This window comes from Pseudoalteromonas prydzensis, from assembly GCF_001661495.1.
GTDB lineage: Bacteria > Pseudomonadota > Gammaproteobacteria > Enterobacterales > Alteromonadaceae > Pseudoalteromonas > Pseudoalteromonas prydzensis.
Map to the genome: position 1 here is coordinate 194562 of NZ_BDDT01000003.1, position 19000 is coordinate 213561.

At 40.0% G+C, this 19000-nt stretch carries 17 protein-coding genes; 6 read left to right on the forward strand and 11 right to left on the reverse strand.

What is annotated here, in order from left to right:
- Positions 1-181 precede the first annotated feature (181 nt).
- Both A7968_RS08235 and topA read left to right on the forward strand, forming a co-directional pair.
- The gene (locus A7968_RS08235) at positions 182-3607 is read left to right on the forward strand and encodes an Ig-like domain-containing protein (RefSeq protein ID WP_064666105.1); all 3426 of its coding nucleotides are present in this window, start codon (positions 182-184) and stop codon (positions 3605-3607) included.
- Positions 3608-3866: 259 nt separating this feature from the next.
- Positions 3867-6569 carry a type I DNA topoisomerase gene (gene topA, locus A7968_RS08240; RefSeq protein ID WP_064666106.1) on the forward strand — a complete coding sequence of 901 codons (2703 nt, stop codon included), beginning with the start codon at positions 3867-3869 and terminating at the stop codon, positions 6567-6569.
- A 116-nt stretch (positions 6570-6685) separates the two neighbouring features.
- On the opposite strand, the gene A7968_RS08245 is transcribed toward topA, so the two are convergent.
- Positions 6686-6928, reverse strand: coding sequence for a hypothetical protein (locus tag A7968_RS08245; RefSeq protein WP_064666107.1), 243 nt, complete (start codon positions 6926-6928; stop codon positions 6686-6688).
- A 217-nt stretch (positions 6929-7145) separates the two neighbouring features.
- Between A7968_RS08245 and A7968_RS08250 the strand changes: the two genes are divergently transcribed.
- Entirely contained in the window at positions 7146-7694 is a 549-nt protein-coding gene (locus tag A7968_RS08250) for a TIGR00645 family protein (RefSeq protein WP_064666108.1), read from the forward strand.
- A gap of 66 nt (positions 7695-7760) precedes the next feature.
- Here the strand turns inward: A7968_RS08250 and A7968_RS08255 are convergent, their stop codons facing one another.
- Together A7968_RS08255 and A7968_RS08260 are read right to left on the reverse strand one after the other, a co-directional pair.
- Complete coding sequence (locus A7968_RS08255; RefSeq protein WP_064666109.1) at positions 7761-8969, reverse strand: ABC transporter permease; 1209 nt, start codon at positions 8967-8969, stop codon at positions 7761-7763.
- Positions 8966-9904 (reverse strand): ABC transporter ATP-binding protein, encoded by a 939-nt coding sequence (locus A7968_RS08260; RefSeq protein WP_064666110.1) that lies wholly within the window; start codon positions 9902-9904, stop codon positions 8966-8968. The genes A7968_RS08255 and A7968_RS08260 overlap by 4 nt, the downstream gene beginning before the upstream one ends.
- A 178-nt stretch (positions 9905-10082) precedes the next feature.
- Between A7968_RS08260 and A7968_RS08265 the strand changes: the two genes are divergently transcribed.
- Positions 10083-11501, forward strand: a complete 1419-nt coding sequence (locus A7968_RS08265) for a sigma-54 interaction domain-containing protein (protein ID WP_064666111.1) — start codon at positions 10083-10085, stop codon at positions 11499-11501.
- Positions 11502-11645: 144 nt separating this feature from the next.
- Positions 11646-13028 carry a cytochrome c oxidase accessory protein CcoG gene (gene ccoG / locus A7968_RS08270; RefSeq protein ID WP_064666112.1) on the forward strand — a complete coding sequence of 461 codons (1383 nt, stop codon included), beginning with the start codon at positions 11646-11648 and terminating at the stop codon, positions 13026-13028.
- On the opposite strand, the gene A7968_RS08275 is transcribed toward ccoG, so the two are convergent.
- The 3 genes from A7968_RS08275 to A7968_RS08285 form a co-directional block, all read right to left on the reverse strand.
- Complete coding sequence (locus A7968_RS08275) at positions 13025-13447, reverse strand: hypothetical protein (protein ID WP_064666113.1); 423 nt, start codon at positions 13445-13447, stop codon at positions 13025-13027. The two genes, ccoG and A7968_RS08275, sit on opposite strands and share 4 nt — an antisense overlap.
- A 185-nt stretch (positions 13448-13632) precedes the next feature.
- Positions 13633-14544 carry a M14 family metallopeptidase gene (locus tag A7968_RS08280; RefSeq protein WP_064666332.1) on the reverse strand — a complete coding sequence of 304 codons (912 nt, stop codon included), beginning with the start codon at positions 14542-14544 and terminating at the stop codon, positions 13633-13635.
- A 102-nt stretch (positions 14545-14646) separates the two neighbouring features.
- Positions 14647-15213 (reverse strand): hypothetical protein, encoded by a 567-nt coding sequence (locus tag A7968_RS08285; protein WP_064666114.1) that lies wholly within the window; start codon positions 15211-15213, stop codon positions 14647-14649.
- Positions 15214-15656: 443 nt separating this feature from the next.
- Here A7968_RS08285 and A7968_RS08290 point away from each other — a divergent pair, with 443 nt between their 5' ends.
- A complete protein-coding gene (locus tag A7968_RS08290) occupies positions 15657-16931 on the forward strand; it encodes a sensor domain-containing diguanylate cyclase (protein WP_064666115.1) in 1275 nt (424 codons plus the stop codon).
- Positions 16932-16988: 57 nt separating this feature from the next.
- Here A7968_RS08290 and A7968_RS08295 read toward each other — a convergent pair whose 3' ends face one another.
- From A7968_RS08295 to tusD, 5 genes are read right to left on the reverse strand one after another with little or no spacing between them, the layout of a single operon-like run.
- Positions 16989-17690, reverse strand: a complete 702-nt coding sequence (locus tag A7968_RS08295) for a pseudouridine synthase (RefSeq protein WP_064666116.1) — start codon at positions 17688-17690, stop codon at positions 16989-16991.
- A gap of 2 nt (positions 17691-17692) precedes the next feature.
- Positions 17693-18022: a TusE/DsrC/DsvC family sulfur relay protein gene (locus A7968_RS08300; protein ID WP_064666117.1), complete on the reverse strand. Its 330-nt coding sequence runs from the start codon at positions 18020-18022 to the stop codon at positions 17693-17695.
- Positions 18023-18025: 3 nt separating this feature from the next.
- The gene (locus A7968_RS08305; RefSeq protein WP_064666118.1) at positions 18026-18292 is read right to left on the reverse strand and encodes a DsrH/TusB family sulfur metabolism protein; all 267 of its coding nucleotides are present in this window, start codon (positions 18290-18292) and stop codon (positions 18026-18028) included.
- Positions 18289-18645 (reverse strand): sulfurtransferase complex subunit TusC, encoded by a 357-nt coding sequence (gene tusC, locus A7968_RS08310; RefSeq protein WP_064666333.1) that lies wholly within the window; start codon positions 18643-18645, stop codon positions 18289-18291. Before tusC ends, A7968_RS08305 begins: the two co-directional genes overlap by 4 nt.
- The gene (gene tusD, locus A7968_RS08315; protein WP_064666119.1) at positions 18642-18995 is read right to left on the reverse strand and encodes a sulfurtransferase complex subunit TusD; all 354 of its coding nucleotides are present in this window, start codon (positions 18993-18995) and stop codon (positions 18642-18644) included. The genes tusC and tusD overlap by 4 nt, the downstream gene beginning before the upstream one ends.
- Between the last annotated feature and the right edge of the window lie 5 nt (positions 18996-19000).

The following is a 19000-nucleotide window of genomic DNA, read 5'->3' on the forward strand; positions in this document are numbered from 1 at the left end:
TTGCCATAGCCTACCAGCATGTAGATTTTTATACAGAAAAAAATGATAAATATGAAAAAAAATATCGCTCAAAAAAAACCATAAAAAAGTAATAAAAGTTGTGATTTTAAAGCTTGATATAGGTTAATATTGGGTAAATTTTATATTTAAATAATTAATAACAAACGCTAGGGAGAGGGCAATGCCTTTAATGCGATGGCTCAGTGTCGTAATGTTAAGTTTTTTGATCACGGCGTGTGGTGGCGGTGGAACACTTCAAAAAGAAGGTGGAACGGTTGGTGGTGAAGAGAATGCAGAATACACTATTACCGTTCAAGGTTTTTCTGTTAGTACCGGTGAACAAGCAAATCAGGTAGCAAATGAAACGCCGCTGGAACTCAGAGCTAAGGTGATGAAAAATGGCGCGGCTGTTGCTAATCAGCGGGTTGCGTTTACATTAGTCGATAATATCGGTTCACTAAACCCTTCTTCTGGTTCCGCCTTGACAGACAGTGATGGTCTAGCACGTATTCAACTCTTTGCTGGCACCACTGCAGGGGCAGGTCAAGTCACAGCAACCTTTACTGGGGAAGAGCAATCTTATTCAGCTACCTTTGCATTTACCTCAGCTGGAGATGGCGGAGATACCAGTGTCGTTGGAACTTATGCCCTTAATTTACAAATACTGGATCAGTCTGGAGCTGCTTTTACAGAAGTAAACCCAGTGAGTAAAAATAATAAAGGGGTGGTAACCGCAACGCTTACAGAAAGTGGCGTTCCACTTGCTGGACAGCTGATAAGTTTTACAGCGAACTTTACCGGTAAGATAACCCCTGAATTAGGCACTGCGCTGACTAATGAAAATGGTATTGCTAAAGTTACACTCAGCAGCGGTACGTTAAAAGGGGCTGGGCAAGTTATAGCGAGTTATCAGCCTGAAAATAGTGATGCGGTAACTAAGGTGCTTGGCTTCATTTCCAGTGGCGATGACGCGTCAATTGCTACTGCTGTTGCAAGTGTAGATGTTAAACTTTTGAAAGGCTGTAATGACGGTTGGGATACTAACCGAAGCTCAGTATCCTTAGAGTCAACTTATCTTACGTCTGGTTGTGTTGAAGTAAACCAGTTTTCATCAGAAGAATTGATAGATGTTTTAGTTAAAGTAACAGATACAAGTTCAGGTGACGGTTTTGCAGGTATTATTAGCGAAGCAACCACTGATCTAGGCAGTTTGTTACCAGAATCTGGAAAAGCGTTAACTGATAACTTTGGTTTTGCTTTATTAAAACTACAACCAGGCGCCAACAGTGGTGCCGGTGAAATTACTGCAACGGCTAAATCAGCTGACAATAAAAAAGCGTTTGAAATTGCGACTGCTGATCTAACCGTTACTATTAATAATGGCTTATATAATAAACTTGATGCTGATGGCAACATTATAGCAGATGAGTTTATTCCACTGGCAGCAGGTGCTACGACTGTAATCACGGTTAAAATTTTCGACTCAGAAGGCAACTTGGTTGTTTCAAATCTCGATGTAGAATTTACCTCTGGCTGTGTTCAGAATGAGTTATCTGTCATGGATACCAGTACTACGAGTATAAGTGGTGTAGCAACGGCTACGTATCGTACAAATGGCTGTAGCGCTGCACAAGGAGATACGATAACTGCAACAGTACTAACTGGTGGAGCGCCAGTTGTAAAAACAGTCAATATCCCAGTTTCAAGTGCGGCAATAGAATCCATAGAATTTGTTGATGCGACAGAATCAGTTATAGCACTGAAGAGCACGGGTGGTCAGTCACGCTCAGAAACCTCTGAAATAACATTTAAACTAAAAGATAAAATTGGCAAAGTAGTGCCAAGTAAACGAATCGATTTTCGCTTAAGTGCAGAAAATGGCGGTATTAGTTTATCCCATGACCGCGTTTTCACGGATGCAGACGGTTTAGCACGAGTACAAATAAATGCCGGTTTTGTTCCAGCTGCTGTGCGAGTGCAAGCTTGCTTTATTCCGGATGAACAAATACCTGAAAACCAAGCCGATGATATTACATGTTGGCAGGATGTTTACCTTGAATGTCAAAAAGATCCTGCAGTACGTGATAAAACGGCATCGTGTCCACAAGGTGAGATGTCGTTAGTTGCGCTAGACAATCAAGTTATCTCAGTCTCTGATTTAGTATCTATTAGTTCTGGTCTGCCCGATGGTAATAGTTTTACTGCTGCTGCTGATGTTATTAATATTGAAGCGCTAGATTATGTTGGTGTTTTAAATGAGATTTCAGTGTATTTGGCGGATCATTTTAATAATCCTGTGCCTGATGGTACTGCAGTCTACTTAACAACAGAAGGTGGAGCTGTTGGCACGCTAGATGGTGAACAATTTAACCCGCAATTAGAATGTCGTACTCTTGATGGAAAATGTAGTGCGCAGTGGAGAAGTCAAAATCCTAAACCATTTTCGCAATCGAAGTGGGGGAATGAAGTTAGCTCTATAAACCCAAAAACTAACGCGATAAATTGCGATTTATATATGGGAAGTACAGCAGCGCCTTGTTTAGCTGGGATTTTAAATAATAGGCAGAGCCCGCTAGGTGTGCCATTAGGTGGTCGAGTAACTGTACTTGCAACTGCGAAAGGGCAAGAGTCGTTTATTGATATTAATGGTAATGGCCGATTCGATACCAATGAATACTACAGCGGCTATGATTTACCAGAAGCGTTTGTCGATCATAACGAAAATGGTATTTACGACGGCCTCGCTGGTATCTATGACCCTATTAACGCGCAAACAGTTAAAGGTGCTCGTTTTTGTAATGAGGGGGATGCAAGCAATCCATGTAGCCCAACGAATACAAATGGCGCGCATTTAGAGGAAAGCTTTGATATTGACCAAAATGCTATGCATACCTTAGCTGATGGCAAGTACAATGGATTGTTGTGTACAGAAGATGCAACCACACCTGCACCAGGAGCTTCGTTTGCAAGCTTATGTACGAAAGATTTAATTGATGTTCGTGATTCATTTGTCATTGTCATGTCAGGAAGCACAGTATATAGCCGCTTTGTCGTTACAAAATCAGAGTTGGAAAATCAATTTGCAAGTTCATTAAATGAATTTGAAGTTGATAACACAGGTGCACCAATTTTGGATGGTAATGGAAATACTATATTGACAGCTAATGCTGTTCAGTTGGCATTGGACATTCAAAGTTGTAGCTCGATTTATGCAGAGGCTGGAAATTCAGCTACTAGTTTAGTTGTCGCATTAGATCCTACAGATGATACAAACTACTGTGATTTGGGTACCATTGATCTGAGTCCTTCAGCAGTTGACGGTAACGAACTTGAGGCATTATCTTTTGCATTGTATTACTCTGATCGGTATAACAATCCAATACCTTCAGGTACAGCTGTTTCAATTAGTTCAGATAATGGTAAATACAGTGGTATAGATGGATTTGCAATGCTGGAAAGTGCAGCAACAGCAGCACATTCAATTCCACTTTCGATCAGTCGTGAGACTGAACCAAATAAAAGTCAAAGTGGCTTTTTATCAGTGAGCTTCACTACACCTAGAGAAGTTGAAACGGTCGCACAACTGGCAATTAAAGACGCTGGTTAATTTTAAGCGAACCAGTATAAATTAATAAATGCCAACCTTAAGGTTGGCATTTTTGTTGCTATTCTATATATTCCACTGCAAATACCGAAAAACATCGTTTTGTCTAAATTAACGGCAATAATTGTTTAATTAATCATTAAAAACAGAAAAGTTTGTATTAAAAGCTTGTAACAATTGGTGTTTGTAGATATACCTATAAATATTCGCGCCCGTAAATGGGCAAAACACATTTAAAATACTTGGTTAGAAATAGGCAACTATGGGCAAATCGCTAGTAATTGTAGAGTCTCCTGCTAAGGCTAAAACAATTAATAAATATTTAGGAAACGATTTTATCGTCAAGTCCTCTATTGGGCATGTACGAGATCTTCCTACCTCCGGTTCAGGCAAAACCAAAACGGCTGCTGTAAAAACACCTGCAGAAGTGCGAAAAATGGCACCAGAAGAAAAGGCCGCGTACAAAAAACAGCGTGATTATACTAATCTAGTTGCTCGAATGGGGATTGATCCAGAGCAAGGTTGGCAGCCACATTACGAAGTATTACCAGGTAAAGAAAAAGTTGTTCAAGAATTACAAAAGCTTGCTGAAAATGCTGACCAAATCTATCTCGCAACGGATTTGGATAGAGAAGGGGAAGCAATAGCTTGGCACCTGCAAGAGATCATTGGTGGCGAGCCAGAAAAATATAAACGCGTAGTATTTAACGAGATCACTAAAAATGCCATTCAGGCTGCCTTTGAAGCACCTGGAGAGCTAAATACCGACATGGTCTATGCCCAGCAGACTCGTCGCTTTTTAGACCGTGTGGTTGGTTTTATGGTGTCGCCATTATTATGGGCTAAAGTTGCCCGCGGTTTATCGGCTGGACGCGTACAGTCTGTTGCAGTACGTTTATTGGTGGAGCGTGAGCGCGAGATCAAAGCATTTATCCCTGAGGAATTCTGGGATATTCATGCGGATGTCAAAAATTCTGAATCTAACCTTCGTTTAGAAGTCGTTAAACAAGGCGATAAAGCCTTTAAACCAGTTAACCAAGCCCAAGCTATGGCTGCAACTGCAGTACTAGAAAAGGCTGAATATAAAGTTGTCAGTGTAGAAGAAAAGCCAAGTAAAAGTCGCCCTAGTGCGCCACTTATTACTTCAACTATGCAACAAGCTGCCAGTACTCGCTTAGGCTATGGTGTTAAAAAGACCATGATGTTAGCACAACGTTTGTATGAAGCCGGTTACATCACTTATATGCGTACTGACTCGACGAATTTGTCGAAAGATGCGGTGGCTATGTGTCGTGATTATGTAAACGAGCAATACGGCGATAAGTATTTACCGAAAGAGCCTGTTAATTATAGTTCAAAAGGAAATGCACAAGAGGCGCATGAAGCAATTCGTCCTTCAAGTGTTACGGTATTGTCTGGTCATTTAGATGGCGTAGACCCTGATGCGAAAAAACTTTATGAGCTAATTTGGCGCCAATTTGTTGCCTGTCAGATGGTTGCTGCGGAATATGATTTAACAACCTTAACTGTGAATGCCGCTGATTTTCAGCTCAAAGCGAAAGGGCGTGTGTTACGTTTTGATGGTTGGACTCGAGTACAACCTGCAGTGCGTAAGAAGAATGAAGAAGACCAATCTTTGCCAGCAATAACAGAAGGCGAGATATTAAGCCTTGTTGAGCTTGACCCTAAACAGCACTTTACTAAGCCGCCGGCGCGCTTTAGTGAAGCGAGTTTAGTTAAAGAGCTTGAAAAACGAGGTATTGGCCGTCCATCTACGTATGCGTCAATTATCTCAACGATTCAAGATCGTGGTTATGTGCGCGTTGAAAACCGCCGGTTCTTTGCAGAAAAAATGGGTGAGATTGTTACGGATAGATTAGTTGAGAACTTTACTGATCTGATGAACTTTGACTTTACTGCAAAAATGGAAGGTCGCTTAGATGACATCGCTGAAGGCGAGCGAGTCTGGACTCAAGTACTTGATAAATTTTACGCTGATTTTTCTACGCAATTGACTTTAGCCAGTGGCGAAGAAGAAGAAGGGGGGATGCGTAAAAATGAAATGGTTGAAACCGACATTGACTGCCCAACTTGTGGTAGAAAAATGGGTATTCGCACTGCCTCAACGGGGGTATTCTTAGGGTGTACGGGTTATAACTTACCGCCTAAAGAACGTTGTACTACAACCATGAATTTAGTGTCAGGTGACGAAGCAGTTGCAGCTGATGTGGAAGATGTTGAAACCGAAACATTAATGCAAATGAAGCGTTGCCCAATATGTGAAACGGCAATGGATTCGTACCTTATAGACGAAACTCGCAAATTACATGTCTGTGGTAACAACCCTGCTTGTAAGGGTTATGTAGTTGAGCAGGGCACGTTTAAAATCAAAGGTTATGATGGCCCTATCATTGAATGTGATAAGTGTTCATCAGATATGCAGCTTAAGTCAGGTCGTTTTGGTAAATATTTTGGCTGTAGTAATGATGAATGTAAGAACACTCGTAAATTACTACGTAATGGTGAAGCTGCGCCGCCAAAAGAAGATCCAGTCCAGTTACCTGAACTTGAATGTGAAAAATCGGATGCATACTTTGTGCTACGTGACGGTGCTGCTGGTATTTTCTTAGCAGCGAATACTTTCCCTAAATCACGCGAAACTCGCGCCCCTAAAGTGGAAGAGTTACAACGTTTTAGAGATCGGATTTCACCTAAGTTTTATTACCTTGCGGATGCACCAGTAAAAGATCCTGATGGTAACTTAGCAATTGTTCGTTATAGTCGTAAGAATAAAGAACAATATGTAATGACTGAGGTTGACGGTAAGGCAACTGGTTGGACTGCACATTATAATGCAGGAAAGTGGGTTGAAGAGGCGAAGAAGAAAGCTGCACCTAAAAAGAAAGCAGCGGACAAAAAAGCAACGCCTAAAAAAGCAACTAAAGCCAAAAAAGACGCTGAGTAAGCTAACCGCAAATACCTAGGTTATTTGTGGTTTTTCAAGTCAAAAAAAACCGGAATGCACACCCTTGTGTCATCCCGGTTTTTTTATATCAAAATTTCGCAATGGCAATTTTGAGATTAAATATTTACGTCAGTGACCTTTTTGTAGCCTTCAGACTCAAGCTCATCATTAACGCATTTTAAAACGTATGGCTTAAGCTCTTCATTGCTGATGTCGTCGTCTTTAGCCCAGTTTAGACACATTTCTGTGTATTCTTTAATTGTTTCGGCTGAAGCGTCAACAGCATCATCTGCAACTGCAAATGTTGTATAAACAGCAAACAGAGGTGCGACGATAAGTGTTAGCAATGCTTTTTTCATTCGTTCATTCCTAAAAAAGTAGTGACAATTGTTTTTTATAGTTAAAAACAAGAGTGTTCCAATCAAGCAAGACGCTGTTGGTAAGTGGATTTTTAAACGAAATGACAATAAAAGATAACGAAATATTTTTATCGTAAAGACAAATATAATGTAATTTAACTAGGGTAGTCATTTTATAAAATGCTATCTTAGTGGACTAACTATTTTAGGAACAAATATGTCTCACAGCCAACCACCAGAAATTAAGCCGCGTACTGCATCTAAATTAGAACAATTTGTTGAAAGCTGTATTTTTCGGGCCCGATGGTTACTTGCCCCTTTTTTTATTGGCTTGCTTGTTGCCATCGTACTGCTACTGTTAAAATTTTTTAAATACCTGTTTCATATGGCAGTTAATACATTTAATGCCACTAATGAGCAGTTATTAGTAGGAATATTAACCCTCGTTGATACCGCATTACTGGCAGGCTTATTGTTGATCATTATTTTTAGTGGCTATGAAAATTTCGTTTCTAAGCTCAATATAGGGAATCATGAAGATCGCCCAGCATGGATGGGGAAGGTAGGTTTTTCTGGCCTAAAAATGAAATTGATTAGTGCGATTGTCGCTATTTCAGCGGTAGAGCTATTAAAAGTATTTATTAGTTCAACTAGTCACAGCAGTGATGAGTTATTGTGGAAGGTGATTATCCACGTTACTTTTGTTATTTCAGGCGTGATGTTTGCCTTGACTGATTTTATTAATAGTAAAACACACAACCATTAAAAAGGCAGCGAGACAAAGGCTCGCTGCTTGTTTAAATTGTTAAAACGTAGGTGAGCCGATTAATTATCAGGCCTTAGAATTAAATATACTTTGCCACATCACTTTTAGGCTCGGCTCTTTTGCATACATATTCATACCCATTTTAAAAGTGCGCGCGGCAAAAATACGTAAGTAATAAAAGCAAATGATGCTTAATAATAGTGATAGCAGCGGTTGCCAAAATGAAAGTTCAACTACCGACATGCGTACCGGCATTACGGCAAATGCAGTAATAGGCAAGTAGCTAAGTGCAATAGTTAAAATACTATTTGGTGATTCTATAACAAAAAAAGCAATAGCAATCGGAGCTAGCGGAAGCATCATTAAAGCGCTTTTACTGCTGTGGTTAGGGTCATCAATTCCAGCTGCAACAGCGGCCATAAATGCGGCGCAGATGCTAAGTCCAGCAATCGCAAAGGCAAAAAACCAAGGCAGCAATGACCAATTCACAAAATGTAAATCAAGCGCTTGTTGTTTAATCACCACAGTAAAAAACAGCATAGATAATACAATCGACAATAGCGTGCTAAGCATGGTTTTGACTGCAAGCAATATTTGCCCCAGTAACTTTCCATCGATCCATGTTTGCGCCGTCATAGTCGCCAGCAATTGCTCGGTGACACGGTTTTGTTTTTCGCCAGTTATACTTACAAACAGCTGACCAAATACGCCAAACATTGCAACAAAGAGTAATATCAATACCCCAAATGCGGTGTATGTCTGACTGCGATCAGCTTGATTTTTCAAAAGCTCATCAAGTACTTTATGCTCAATTGCAATATTTTTAGTTAACCCTAGCAGCTGTTGCTCGCTTAAGCCTAAACTATCAAATTGAGTTTGTTGCAATTGTGCTGTGAGGAGCGATTGCAATGACGTTTGCCATGCAGATTTCACCGCGGTTATTAAGGTATAAGTATGTGTTGCTTGGTCAAATTCAAGCACGCCGTCATACTCAGTATCTTCAGCTAAATTTGCAATGATGGCGGTCAAGTCATCGTGTTTGGTAAATTTAAATTGCGTTGCTGTCGGCTCTGTTTTTATGCTAAACGGCTGATTACTTGCTAAATGATAGCTGTCTTCTAACTGATTGCTCGCAGTGGCAAACAGATAAATAACCCCAGCAATGGCGAGCATGATCAACTTTGAAATGATCTCTTGTTTAAGTTTGAAAAAGTGTAAGAATTCCCATTTAGCAACAGTCCATAACTGTTGTTGAGTTAATGCTGATTTACTCATAGTGTTGTCCCTTGCACTCGTTGCGCGTTATGCTCGGCAACCGCGTGTAAATAAATTGCATGCAGTGATTGAGCTTGATTTTTAAACTCACACACTTCGCCAATAGTTAGTAACTGAGAGAGCAATTGATTAAGCGATTGCTGCTCTGTCAATGTAATGGCTAATTGATGATCTTGTATGTGCTCTACGCAATACGTTTCATTCAGCTGGCTAATGGTTTGCGACGTCAGCGCTTCTTTAAAAGCGACGTGAATGATTTTACTCTGTGCATTTGCGAGTATGTCACTTAGTTTGCCATATAATACACTTTCACCTTGGTTTAACAGCAATACCCGATCAGCGAGTTTTTCTACCATGGCCATTTGGTGGGCGCTTAAAATAACGGTCATTCCTTGTTTTCTTAATTGGGCTAAAAACTCAACAACTAATTCTTGGTTAATTGGATCTAGACCAGAAAAAGGCTCATCCAAAATCACCCATTTAGGCTTATGTAAAATAGCCGTGATCAATTGGATTTTTTGCTGATTCCCTTTTGAGAGTGATTTTAGAGGATCGTTTAAGCGCTCAGTTAAATTAAACTTGCCTAACCAATAGGCACATCGCTGCGTAAATTCGCTATCTTTTACGCCGTGTAATGCAGCAAAAAATTGTAGATTTTGTTTTAGTGTTTTTTCTGGGTAGAGGCCACGATCCTCTGGTAAATATCCAAGTAAGTGAGCTGGGATTGACTTATAAGTGTGTCCATCATCAGTCAGTTCAATGGAGCCGCTGTTTGGGCTGGAAAAGCCAACAAGCATTTTGACTAACGATGATTTACCCGCACCATTGGGGCCAAGCAGAGCAAAAATTTCTCCCGCTTGCACCTCAAAAGAGAGTTTATTCACGGCCACAACGTTTTGGTGGCGTTTCACAAGATTATTAATGATTAAAGACATGTGTTCCCTACATTGTTTTTTCTTATCTTAATAGTTAAAAGCTATTTATGTAACCACTTATATTGTAAGTAAAGATGTATACAACCAATGCTAGCCCAAGGTAGTAAATTCAGCGTTTCACAGCGGCTCAATATCAAGGCATAATGATCGTGATATTTCGCGAATTTGGTCTAGTGTAATGATAAAACAGTTTTTAGACGATCCAAGCTTATTGCTTAATGCAGTGGGGGAAGGTATTTATGGTTTTGATTTAAGTGGTAATGCAGTATTTGTAAACCCAGCAGCAGAGCGGATGACTGGTTGGCGAGCAGATGAGCTATTAGGTAAAAAAATTCATCAGTACCATCATCACAGTCACGCAGATGGTCGACCATACCCGGCTGACGAATGCCAAATATATTGCACTATGTTTGATGGCAAACATCGCCAAGTTAAAGGGGAAGTGTTTTGGCGTAAAGATGGCAGCCATTTTGCTGTGGAGTATACTTCAACCCCAGTATATAAAGATCAACAGTTAATTGGCGCTGTCGCGATATTCCGCGATGTATCTAAACAGCAGCAAACAGAGCAAGCCCTGCGAGATGCGTTAGCGCAAGTAAATTTGCTTAGTGATCAGTTACAAGAGCAAAATAACTATCTTATTGCTGAGCTTAATGAGGATTGGCAAGAGTCTGGTTTAGTTGGTAAAAGTCATATTTTTCACACAATGCTAGAGCAAATTAAACTGGTTAGTCCGACCGACAGTACCGTATTGATCTTAGGCGAGAATGGTACGGGTAAAGAGCTTGTTGCACGTAACTTACATCGTTTAAGCACACGCAGTAAGCAATCGTTTATCAAAGTTAACTGTGCGGCATTTACCGCAAGTTTATTGGAATCTGAGCTTTTTGGTCATGAGAAAGGGGCCTTTACTGGCGCCAACGAACACCGTAAAGGGCGATTTGAATTAGCTAATAATGGCACATTGTTTTTAGATGAAATTGGCGAGTTGCCACTCGAGGCACAAAGTAAATTACTGCGGGTACTACAAGAACATGAATTTGAACGGGTAGGGAGTAGCGTGACCCGCAAAGTTAATATTCGGGTGATTGCAGCCACTAATCGTGACTTGTGGGAGATGGTGCAATCAGGTCGTTTTAGAATTGACTTATATTATCGGTTAAATGTTTTTCCAATCACAGTACCCCCCTTAAAACAGCGTAAAGAAGATATCCCCTTATTATGTAGTAACTTAATTGCACAGCTAAATAAACGCCTCGGTAAGCAGCTAAAAGGACTGAGCAAAAAAGCCATAACACAGCTACAAGCCTATGACTGGCCGGGTAATATTCGCGAATTACAGAATGTTCTAGAGCGTGAAGCGATCTTGTCTAAGCAGTCGGTATTACAGCTAAGTCAACCACTGCGCAGTGGGGCAGCTTTGATTAGTAATACAGATCTGAATTTAGATGAGGTACAAAGGTTACATATTCTAGCGGTGTTAGCGCTGTCAAACTGGCAAATTTCTGGCAGCCAAGGCGCTGCAGTTAAGTTAGGCATGCCGGAAAGCACATTACGCTCAAAAATGCGTAAACTAGGAATTAGCAAGAGGTCGTGATATATCGCGATTTCCGTTATATATCGCGTAGTTGATTTCAATATTTTATTTTAATTACTTAATATTCATATAGTTATTTTATCTTTCAGTTTGGTCTGAAAGTTGCAAAAGAGTATTTAACCGTCACATTAAGTACTCGTAATTATGAAATTTGATATTAAAGAAGAAGACATGATCATTAAGCCCTATAACTACGAAGGGCCAATTTATATTCGTGAGCAAAAAGGGTTTTTTCAACGTATTCGGCGCAATCTTGGCTGGATATTGATGCTTACATTTATCGCTATTCCCTGGATCCCATACCATGGCAAACAAGCGGTGCTACTGGATGTTGCAAGTCAACAGTTTACAATTTTTGGGCTGACCTTGTTGCCACAGGATTTCATGATCTTGGCATTGCTATTTATGTTAGGCGCCTTTGCATTGTTTTTTGTGACGAACTGGCTTGGCCGAGTATGGTGCGGATATACTTGCCCGCAAACTATTTGGATGCTGATGTTTTCGTGGGTGGAGCAACGAGTAGAAGGCACACGTAATCAGCGTATCAAGTTAGATAAATCTGGCTGGACATTATCAAAATGGCAGAAGAAAATAATCAAGCATAGCGCCTGGTTACTTATTTCTTTATTCACTGCCACATCATTTATGGCGTACTTTATACCAGCAAAATCCTTGTACACAGATATGCTTACGTTGCAGTGGTCTGGGATCACCAGTTTTTGGGTATTTTTGTTTGCTTTTTGTACGTATGGAAATGCTGGATTTTTGAGGGAGAAAATGTGCACGGTTGCTTGTCCATACTCTCGCTTTCAGGCGGTGATGTTTGATAAAGATACTTTACTCGTGACCTATGACGCTACCAGAGGTGAACAGCGCGGCCCACGCAAACGCAAAGCAGATCATCAAGCATTAGGGCTTGGCGATTGCGTCGATTGTAATTTATGTGTTGAAGTGTGTCCTGCGGGGATTGATATACGCAACGGCCTACAATATGAATGTATTAACTGTGGTTTATGTATTGATGCTTGCGACGATACAATGGAAAAATTTGGTTATCAAAAGGGCCTTATTAAGTACGCCAGCGAAAACCAAATGGCGGGAGGAAAAACGAATCCGTTTAGATTAAAACTGATAGGCTACGGTTCGCTGACTGTCCTTTTAATGGTTTCAATGTTGACCTGGTTATTACAAAGAACACCAATTGAGGTATCAGTGTTGCGTGACCGTAACGCGTTATATCGGGTAAATTTTGAAGGATTAGTAGAGAACCCTTATACTTTGACGATTATCAACAAAACTCAACAATTAGTACATTATCGAGTTGCAATAAATGGACTTGATGCCGCTACGCTACAAAGTCCTGAATTAACCCCCGTTGCTGCAGGGCAAATGAAGCGCATTCCAGTAACGGTCGTTGCAGATGGCTATGATTTGCCTAATAAGGTTAATCAGTTAGATTTTGTTATAACTGCACAAGAAGACAGTCGAGTTTCAAGCACAATCAGTAGTGTATTTTATCGTAATTAAACGAGTAATTGCATCGCTTTCTCGGTCATCGTGTTACTAACAAATGCTTTAGCTTGGGCTAAGCTGTTAAAAAGACACGGGCGAATATCCATATCTAGCCCCGCATTATCGAGAATGCGTTGCATTTGATTGATTACGATCGATGAATCAAAAATATAGGCACTGGCAACACAGCCATTGCGAGCCATGGCGGATGTTAATGACGTCAGTTGTTGTTCTGCCTGTGGGGTTGCTGCTAAAAGTGTCTGAGAATGACTAATGTATCCCCATGGTTTATTTGCAAACTGTGCTACTTGCGTAGATAAACCATTAGCAAATGCAGTCGCTAAACTGGCATTTAGATTACCGCAGAAATCAGCGATGATGATATTTTGTTCAGAATGTAAACTAACTTGGCCATATTTATTGATAAATTTCAACGCGCTTCCTTGTAAGAAAATTTAAGAGCGCGAATTTTATACAATTAAAGCGTAAAGTCTAGTTTTTTAGCAGTATTTTATAAGTTTGCATTGATTATTTGTTGTACAGGTAAATTTTAACTTGAATATGCTGTTGTGGGCTGATGGTAGTTAATGCAGACCCACAGTTGATTAATTATCAGTGACTAGGCTAGTAAATGATCTAAGGCGCCTGTAATGGCTGCAACTTGCGCTAAAATACATTCTTCATCAGTTGCTGTTGGGCTATCAGGGTATACTTCTGTTGTGGTGACATACGGTGCATCAGTAAAGCCCATGCATAAACCAAGCTCTCTTGCTGCATAAGTGATCACCCCTAATTGCTCGAGTGGCACATCGATTAATTGGTTATTCTCATCACTTGGGGCAATGTGCGTTACTTTAGCAACGCTATCAATGATAGCTTTTTGAAACTCAGGCATTGGTTTAGTGCTATCAGCTACAAGGTAAAAACCATCAGGAATATTCCAGTTTGTATTGGTTTTACCATCACGGGCAGCTAAAGCTGGACGAAACTCACTGTTATCGGAATCGGTTGTCTCATGCAAGTCAATATGAACATGTGGTTTTATATCATGGTCGTTCATATACTGAATCAGCGTTGCAGATTCCGGGGCAGGGCTATCAGCATGAAAAGAGCGATTTGGATCTATAGCAGCTGGATCCCAGCGATTAATCGTTTCATAACCCCATGGACTAATACATGGAGCAACAATCACGTTAAAATGCTCAGCATAATGTGCGGCTTTTGTTTTTGCAAAACGTAATGCGCCATGCACGCCACTTGTTTCATAGCCATGAACGCCACCAGTTACTAGGACTGTGGGCTTAGTTTCTTGCCAATGTTTAGATTTGATAACATAAAGAGGGTAACGTTGTGGATCAACAGCAAGCGCACCGTATTGCTCAACATCAAACTGCTCACTAAGCTCGTTAACTAAGGTGACTACTTGAGATTGATAGCACCGTTTAATTTTTTGTTTATCAAGCCATTGTTGTTTATCTTTAGCATTCCAAGGACTGCCTTGAGTGCCAATTGGGTAGTTACTTTCGCTCATAAAACCTTCATATTTTTTCACAAAGGCTTAAGCTTATCGTTGTGCTAACTTAGCTGCAACCACTGGGTAGAAAAACATACGCTATCATGGCTATTATAATTTTTAAATGTACTCATATAAATTTGCATGTTTGCGCTTATGGGCCGCAAATAAATAGGCTCTGAGTTGCTCTCTTCCATGGTGAATCTGTGTAATTTTAGCTCCAACGCCCTGTTCACTAACTCGAACCGGTTCAATCTCTATGCTGATTTTTTTCTTATTTGGTAAAATAAATTTTAACTGTTGGGGAGTAGTTCTCAGTTGTTTTTTTGACAGCGGCTTTAAAAATAATCCGGTACTTGAGATTGATTCTATTTTAAAGTCTTGGTTTTTAATTTCGAGATTGTCCCAACGCCAACAACGTTTTACGCCTTGGGTATCAATCACTTCAGGGGCGCTTAAATAGGGAGTAATAGTGCCCGTTTCATTCACTTTTAGTTGAAGTGGAAACCACAGTTGATAATGGGCAATTTCAGCTAGCAGGGTTAACTTAGCATGATTAAATAAATGGGCTATACCCACGGGGATCTCACTGTGCAAAGTCAGGGTATGTGCAGAGTTTAACTGGGTCGGAGCATCAGTTTGATATAAGTCCAATATATAATTTAGCTCTTCCTTCGAAATATTCATGTAACACCTCAATCCATTAAAGCGGTAATTTGTTCATAGATAGGCAAGCTTAACACCTAGTTGTTTGCCTTTGTTCAAAACAACCCATTGCGATAATGGACTATTAATTTGCCTGAAAATTATATGTCATTCATTACAGATAACGGCAAGTTTACATAATTCTTTAATAATTTAATATGACTAGGTCGTTAGTAAGACATTATTATGAGTTATTAAACTTTTACGTGGGTAATTGCCTCAGGAACGCTATAGTTAATAACATAAATAACTGGATATAACCGTTTAAAAAAAGTATTTTAAAGTTGTATTATGTTTACACCTCGCAATGATACTCACTGTAAACGTTGTTCTTTGTTAATTTTCACGCTGTTGGTTTCTGTCACTTTGCTATTTGAAATTCCTTCACGTGAATTACCTTTATCTCATTCTCGGGCATGAATTAAATGGTTAAACTAGTCACCGATCATTCTTCATACAAGCAACATTTCGTTGATTTTTGGCAGCGTTACACACTATATAATGATGAGCAGTTAGAGGTCATGAGCAATCAAATGACGAGTTCTTTACGGCTGGATGCATATTGCCTATTTGAAACTATTCAGCAAAGCCCTTTGCGACAAAGCATCTTCTATCAGGATTTTGATGATCTACTTAGTAACCTTACCTGCCTTGAACAGATAGTAAACGCGGATCAATGTTTGCTGTTACTTCTGCTAAGACAATGGTGGCGAGAATGGTCATTTGCTTTGTCTATGGCAACAAAAAAACACGGACAGTTTGGCATGAAAAGTAATGAGCATAGGACAACAGAGTCGACATCATTAGAAATAAGTAAATATACTAATTTATTTGCACACGTCCCCATTCCATTGTGTAATGTCTGTACACTTACAGGTAATATAATTCGCTTGAATCAGCGTTTTATTGATGTTTTTGGTTATGATCTTGACGATACCCCAACGTTGACTGCGTGGTGGTTACACGCTTATCCAGATCCTCAGTACCGTGAGCAGGTGCAACAGCGATGGCAACAGGCGCTGATTGATGCGCGTATTAACAATACTGATATAGAGCCACAAGACTACCAAGTGAGTTGTAAAAATGGTGAGCAAATTACTATGGAAATATCCGGGACTATCATAGGTAATGAGTTTTTAGCCATTTTCAAAGATGCTACCCAGCGCTTAGCGGCTGAAGATATTCTTCGTGATATGGCATTTTTAGATTCATTAACTCAGATTGCGAATCGCCGTTGCTTTGATGAAACGCTCCATAATCAACTTGAATTAATGCAACAACAATTAAAACCTCTATCGATGATTTTGCTTGATATCGATTATTTTAAACAATACAACGACAACTACGGCCATATTAAAGGCGATGAATGCTTATATCAAATTGCCCAATGTATTGCGGCGACGATGAATCACGAAAAGGATTTTGTTGCTCGTTTTGGCGGTGAGGAATTTGTTGTCTTAATGCCTAGCACTAACGCAAAGCAGGCGTTCAATACCGCATTACAGATCCAACAAGCAATTACTCAATTAGCTATTAAACATGAATATGCTGAACTTGGCTATATTACCTTAAGTATGGGAATTAAAACGCTCAACAGGCCCAAAGCTGAAGAACAGCTTATTTTTGTTGATGCTGCTGATAAGGCCTTGTACCAAGCAAAAGGTAAAGGCCGGAATACGATTGTCGTTAGTAAAGAGTAATACCAGAGGTGGTCAACAAGTGGCCGTTAAACGATTAATGTTATTACCTTCAGCTTATTATTCACCATCGATGACTTTATACTCACCACTGGCTATTCCTTTTAAAGTATAGTCACCGATACGATAGCGAATCAAACGCAAAGTAGGGTGGTTGATGTGGGCGGTCATACGTCTTACTTGTCGATTTCTTCCCTCTGTGAGAGTAATACTTAGCCAGCTGGTAGGAATATTTTTTCGCTCTCTTACCGCAGGATTGCGCGGCCATAAAGTTGGCTCAGCAATACGCTTCACGTCAGCGGGTAGGGTAAGCCCATCTTTAAGTTCAACACCTTGGCATAGACGTTTAATGGCTTCATCTGAAGGCTCACCTTCCACCTGCACCCAGTAAGTCTTACTGGTTTTTTTATTTGGCGCAGTTAAGGTGTTTTGTAACTTGCCACAATTAGTCAGTAATAAAAGACCTTCACTGTCTCGGTCTAATCGCCCAGCAGCATAGATATCTTTGATGGCTATAAAGTCAGCCAAGGTTTGACGGTTTTGCTCATCAGTGAACTGACACAGCACATCAAAAGGCTTATTGAATAGCACTACTTTACGTTCACTTGCCGCAATTGCTGGCTTTATTTCACGCTTTACTGCGCTATTGATTTTTTTAGTGGTTACCCCACTGCGATTATAACTACGGCCACTGTTACGACGTTTCGTTGTATTGCTTTTCGGTGTATTTCTTTTAGGTTCATTGCTTTTAGTTATAGTCATGCTTAGATACACCGTGCTGGTTTTGGTAAACCGGCAATTTTAGTAGCTTGCTTAGCAGGGCCTTTTGGAAACAGTTTATAAAGGTAGATACTGTTGCCTTTATCTTCACCTAACGCTTTTGCCATTGCTTTTACTAACATTCTTATCGCAGGACTGGTGTTGTACTCTAAATAGAAGTTACGCACAAAATGGATCACTTCCCAGTGTTGGCTGGTTAATTCAATGTTTTCTTGTGCGGCTATAATAGGTGCTAATTCTTCACACCATAAGGTATGATCGAGTAGATAGCCTTGTTTATCGGTGTCAATAAGCTGATTGTTAAGTTCAAGCATGGGTTACCACGTGATTGAGTGAGAAGTCGATAAAGTCAGCGCGACGAAGTCATCATAACTAAGCGCAAGATCTGGTTTATTTATAGCTATATCGCGCACTTTTGCGTCATCGGCAAGAATTAATAGTTGCCTTGCAAGTTGCCTAAATTGCGTCGTTGCAAAGCAGGCGTCGCTTAGTAATAGCACTTGATCACTTGGTTGAATAAGATTAACCAGTTGATCAGTATTGTAATAGCTAAGTGGCTTAGAGAATATATGCAAAGTACTCATAGGGTCACTATTTGTTGTTGTTGGCTAATAAGGTGATGTTGTTGCTGATAATTTAGCGCTTTTACTGGTACTAGCAGGTTATTTTTATCAAGGCCATATTCAAGCAATGATTTTTCACAGACATAGATGTTTTCAACATCATAAATTTCCAATGTTTTTATGCTTTTAAAATAGTTTTTTAAGCCAATATGTTCAGGCTGTTGCTGTTTTTTTAAGGCAAGCACAGCAGGGCCTGTGAATAACCAGCTGATATTTTGCTCTACTGCCGCAAAAATTAAGGTCATATCTAGCGCGTCACGAATATATAAATCATCAAAAGGACTATGTTGACTTAAAACAAGTACATTAATCATTTGAATTGCACCCATTTGTCGGCATCACTTGCGAGCATGGCAAATTCAGCTAGACCTGCAACAGAGAATACACCAGTATTATTTATGTCTAAACCGCGTTTCTCGGCGGCAGTAACACATAACATTAAGCTAACCCCTTGATCATATAATTGCTGCCAAAGTGAATTGATAGGTAATTCATCGGATGCCAGATTTAGTTGCTTACTGGCATGAAATACACCGTGTTGATACAAGAATATTGCATCAATTTGATGACCTGAGCTTAAACAAGCATCAGCAAATTTAATTAACCGCTGTGTGGCGTCATGATCGGATGGTGCGCTGTGCAGTGAAAGTACAAATCGTGCCAAAATTT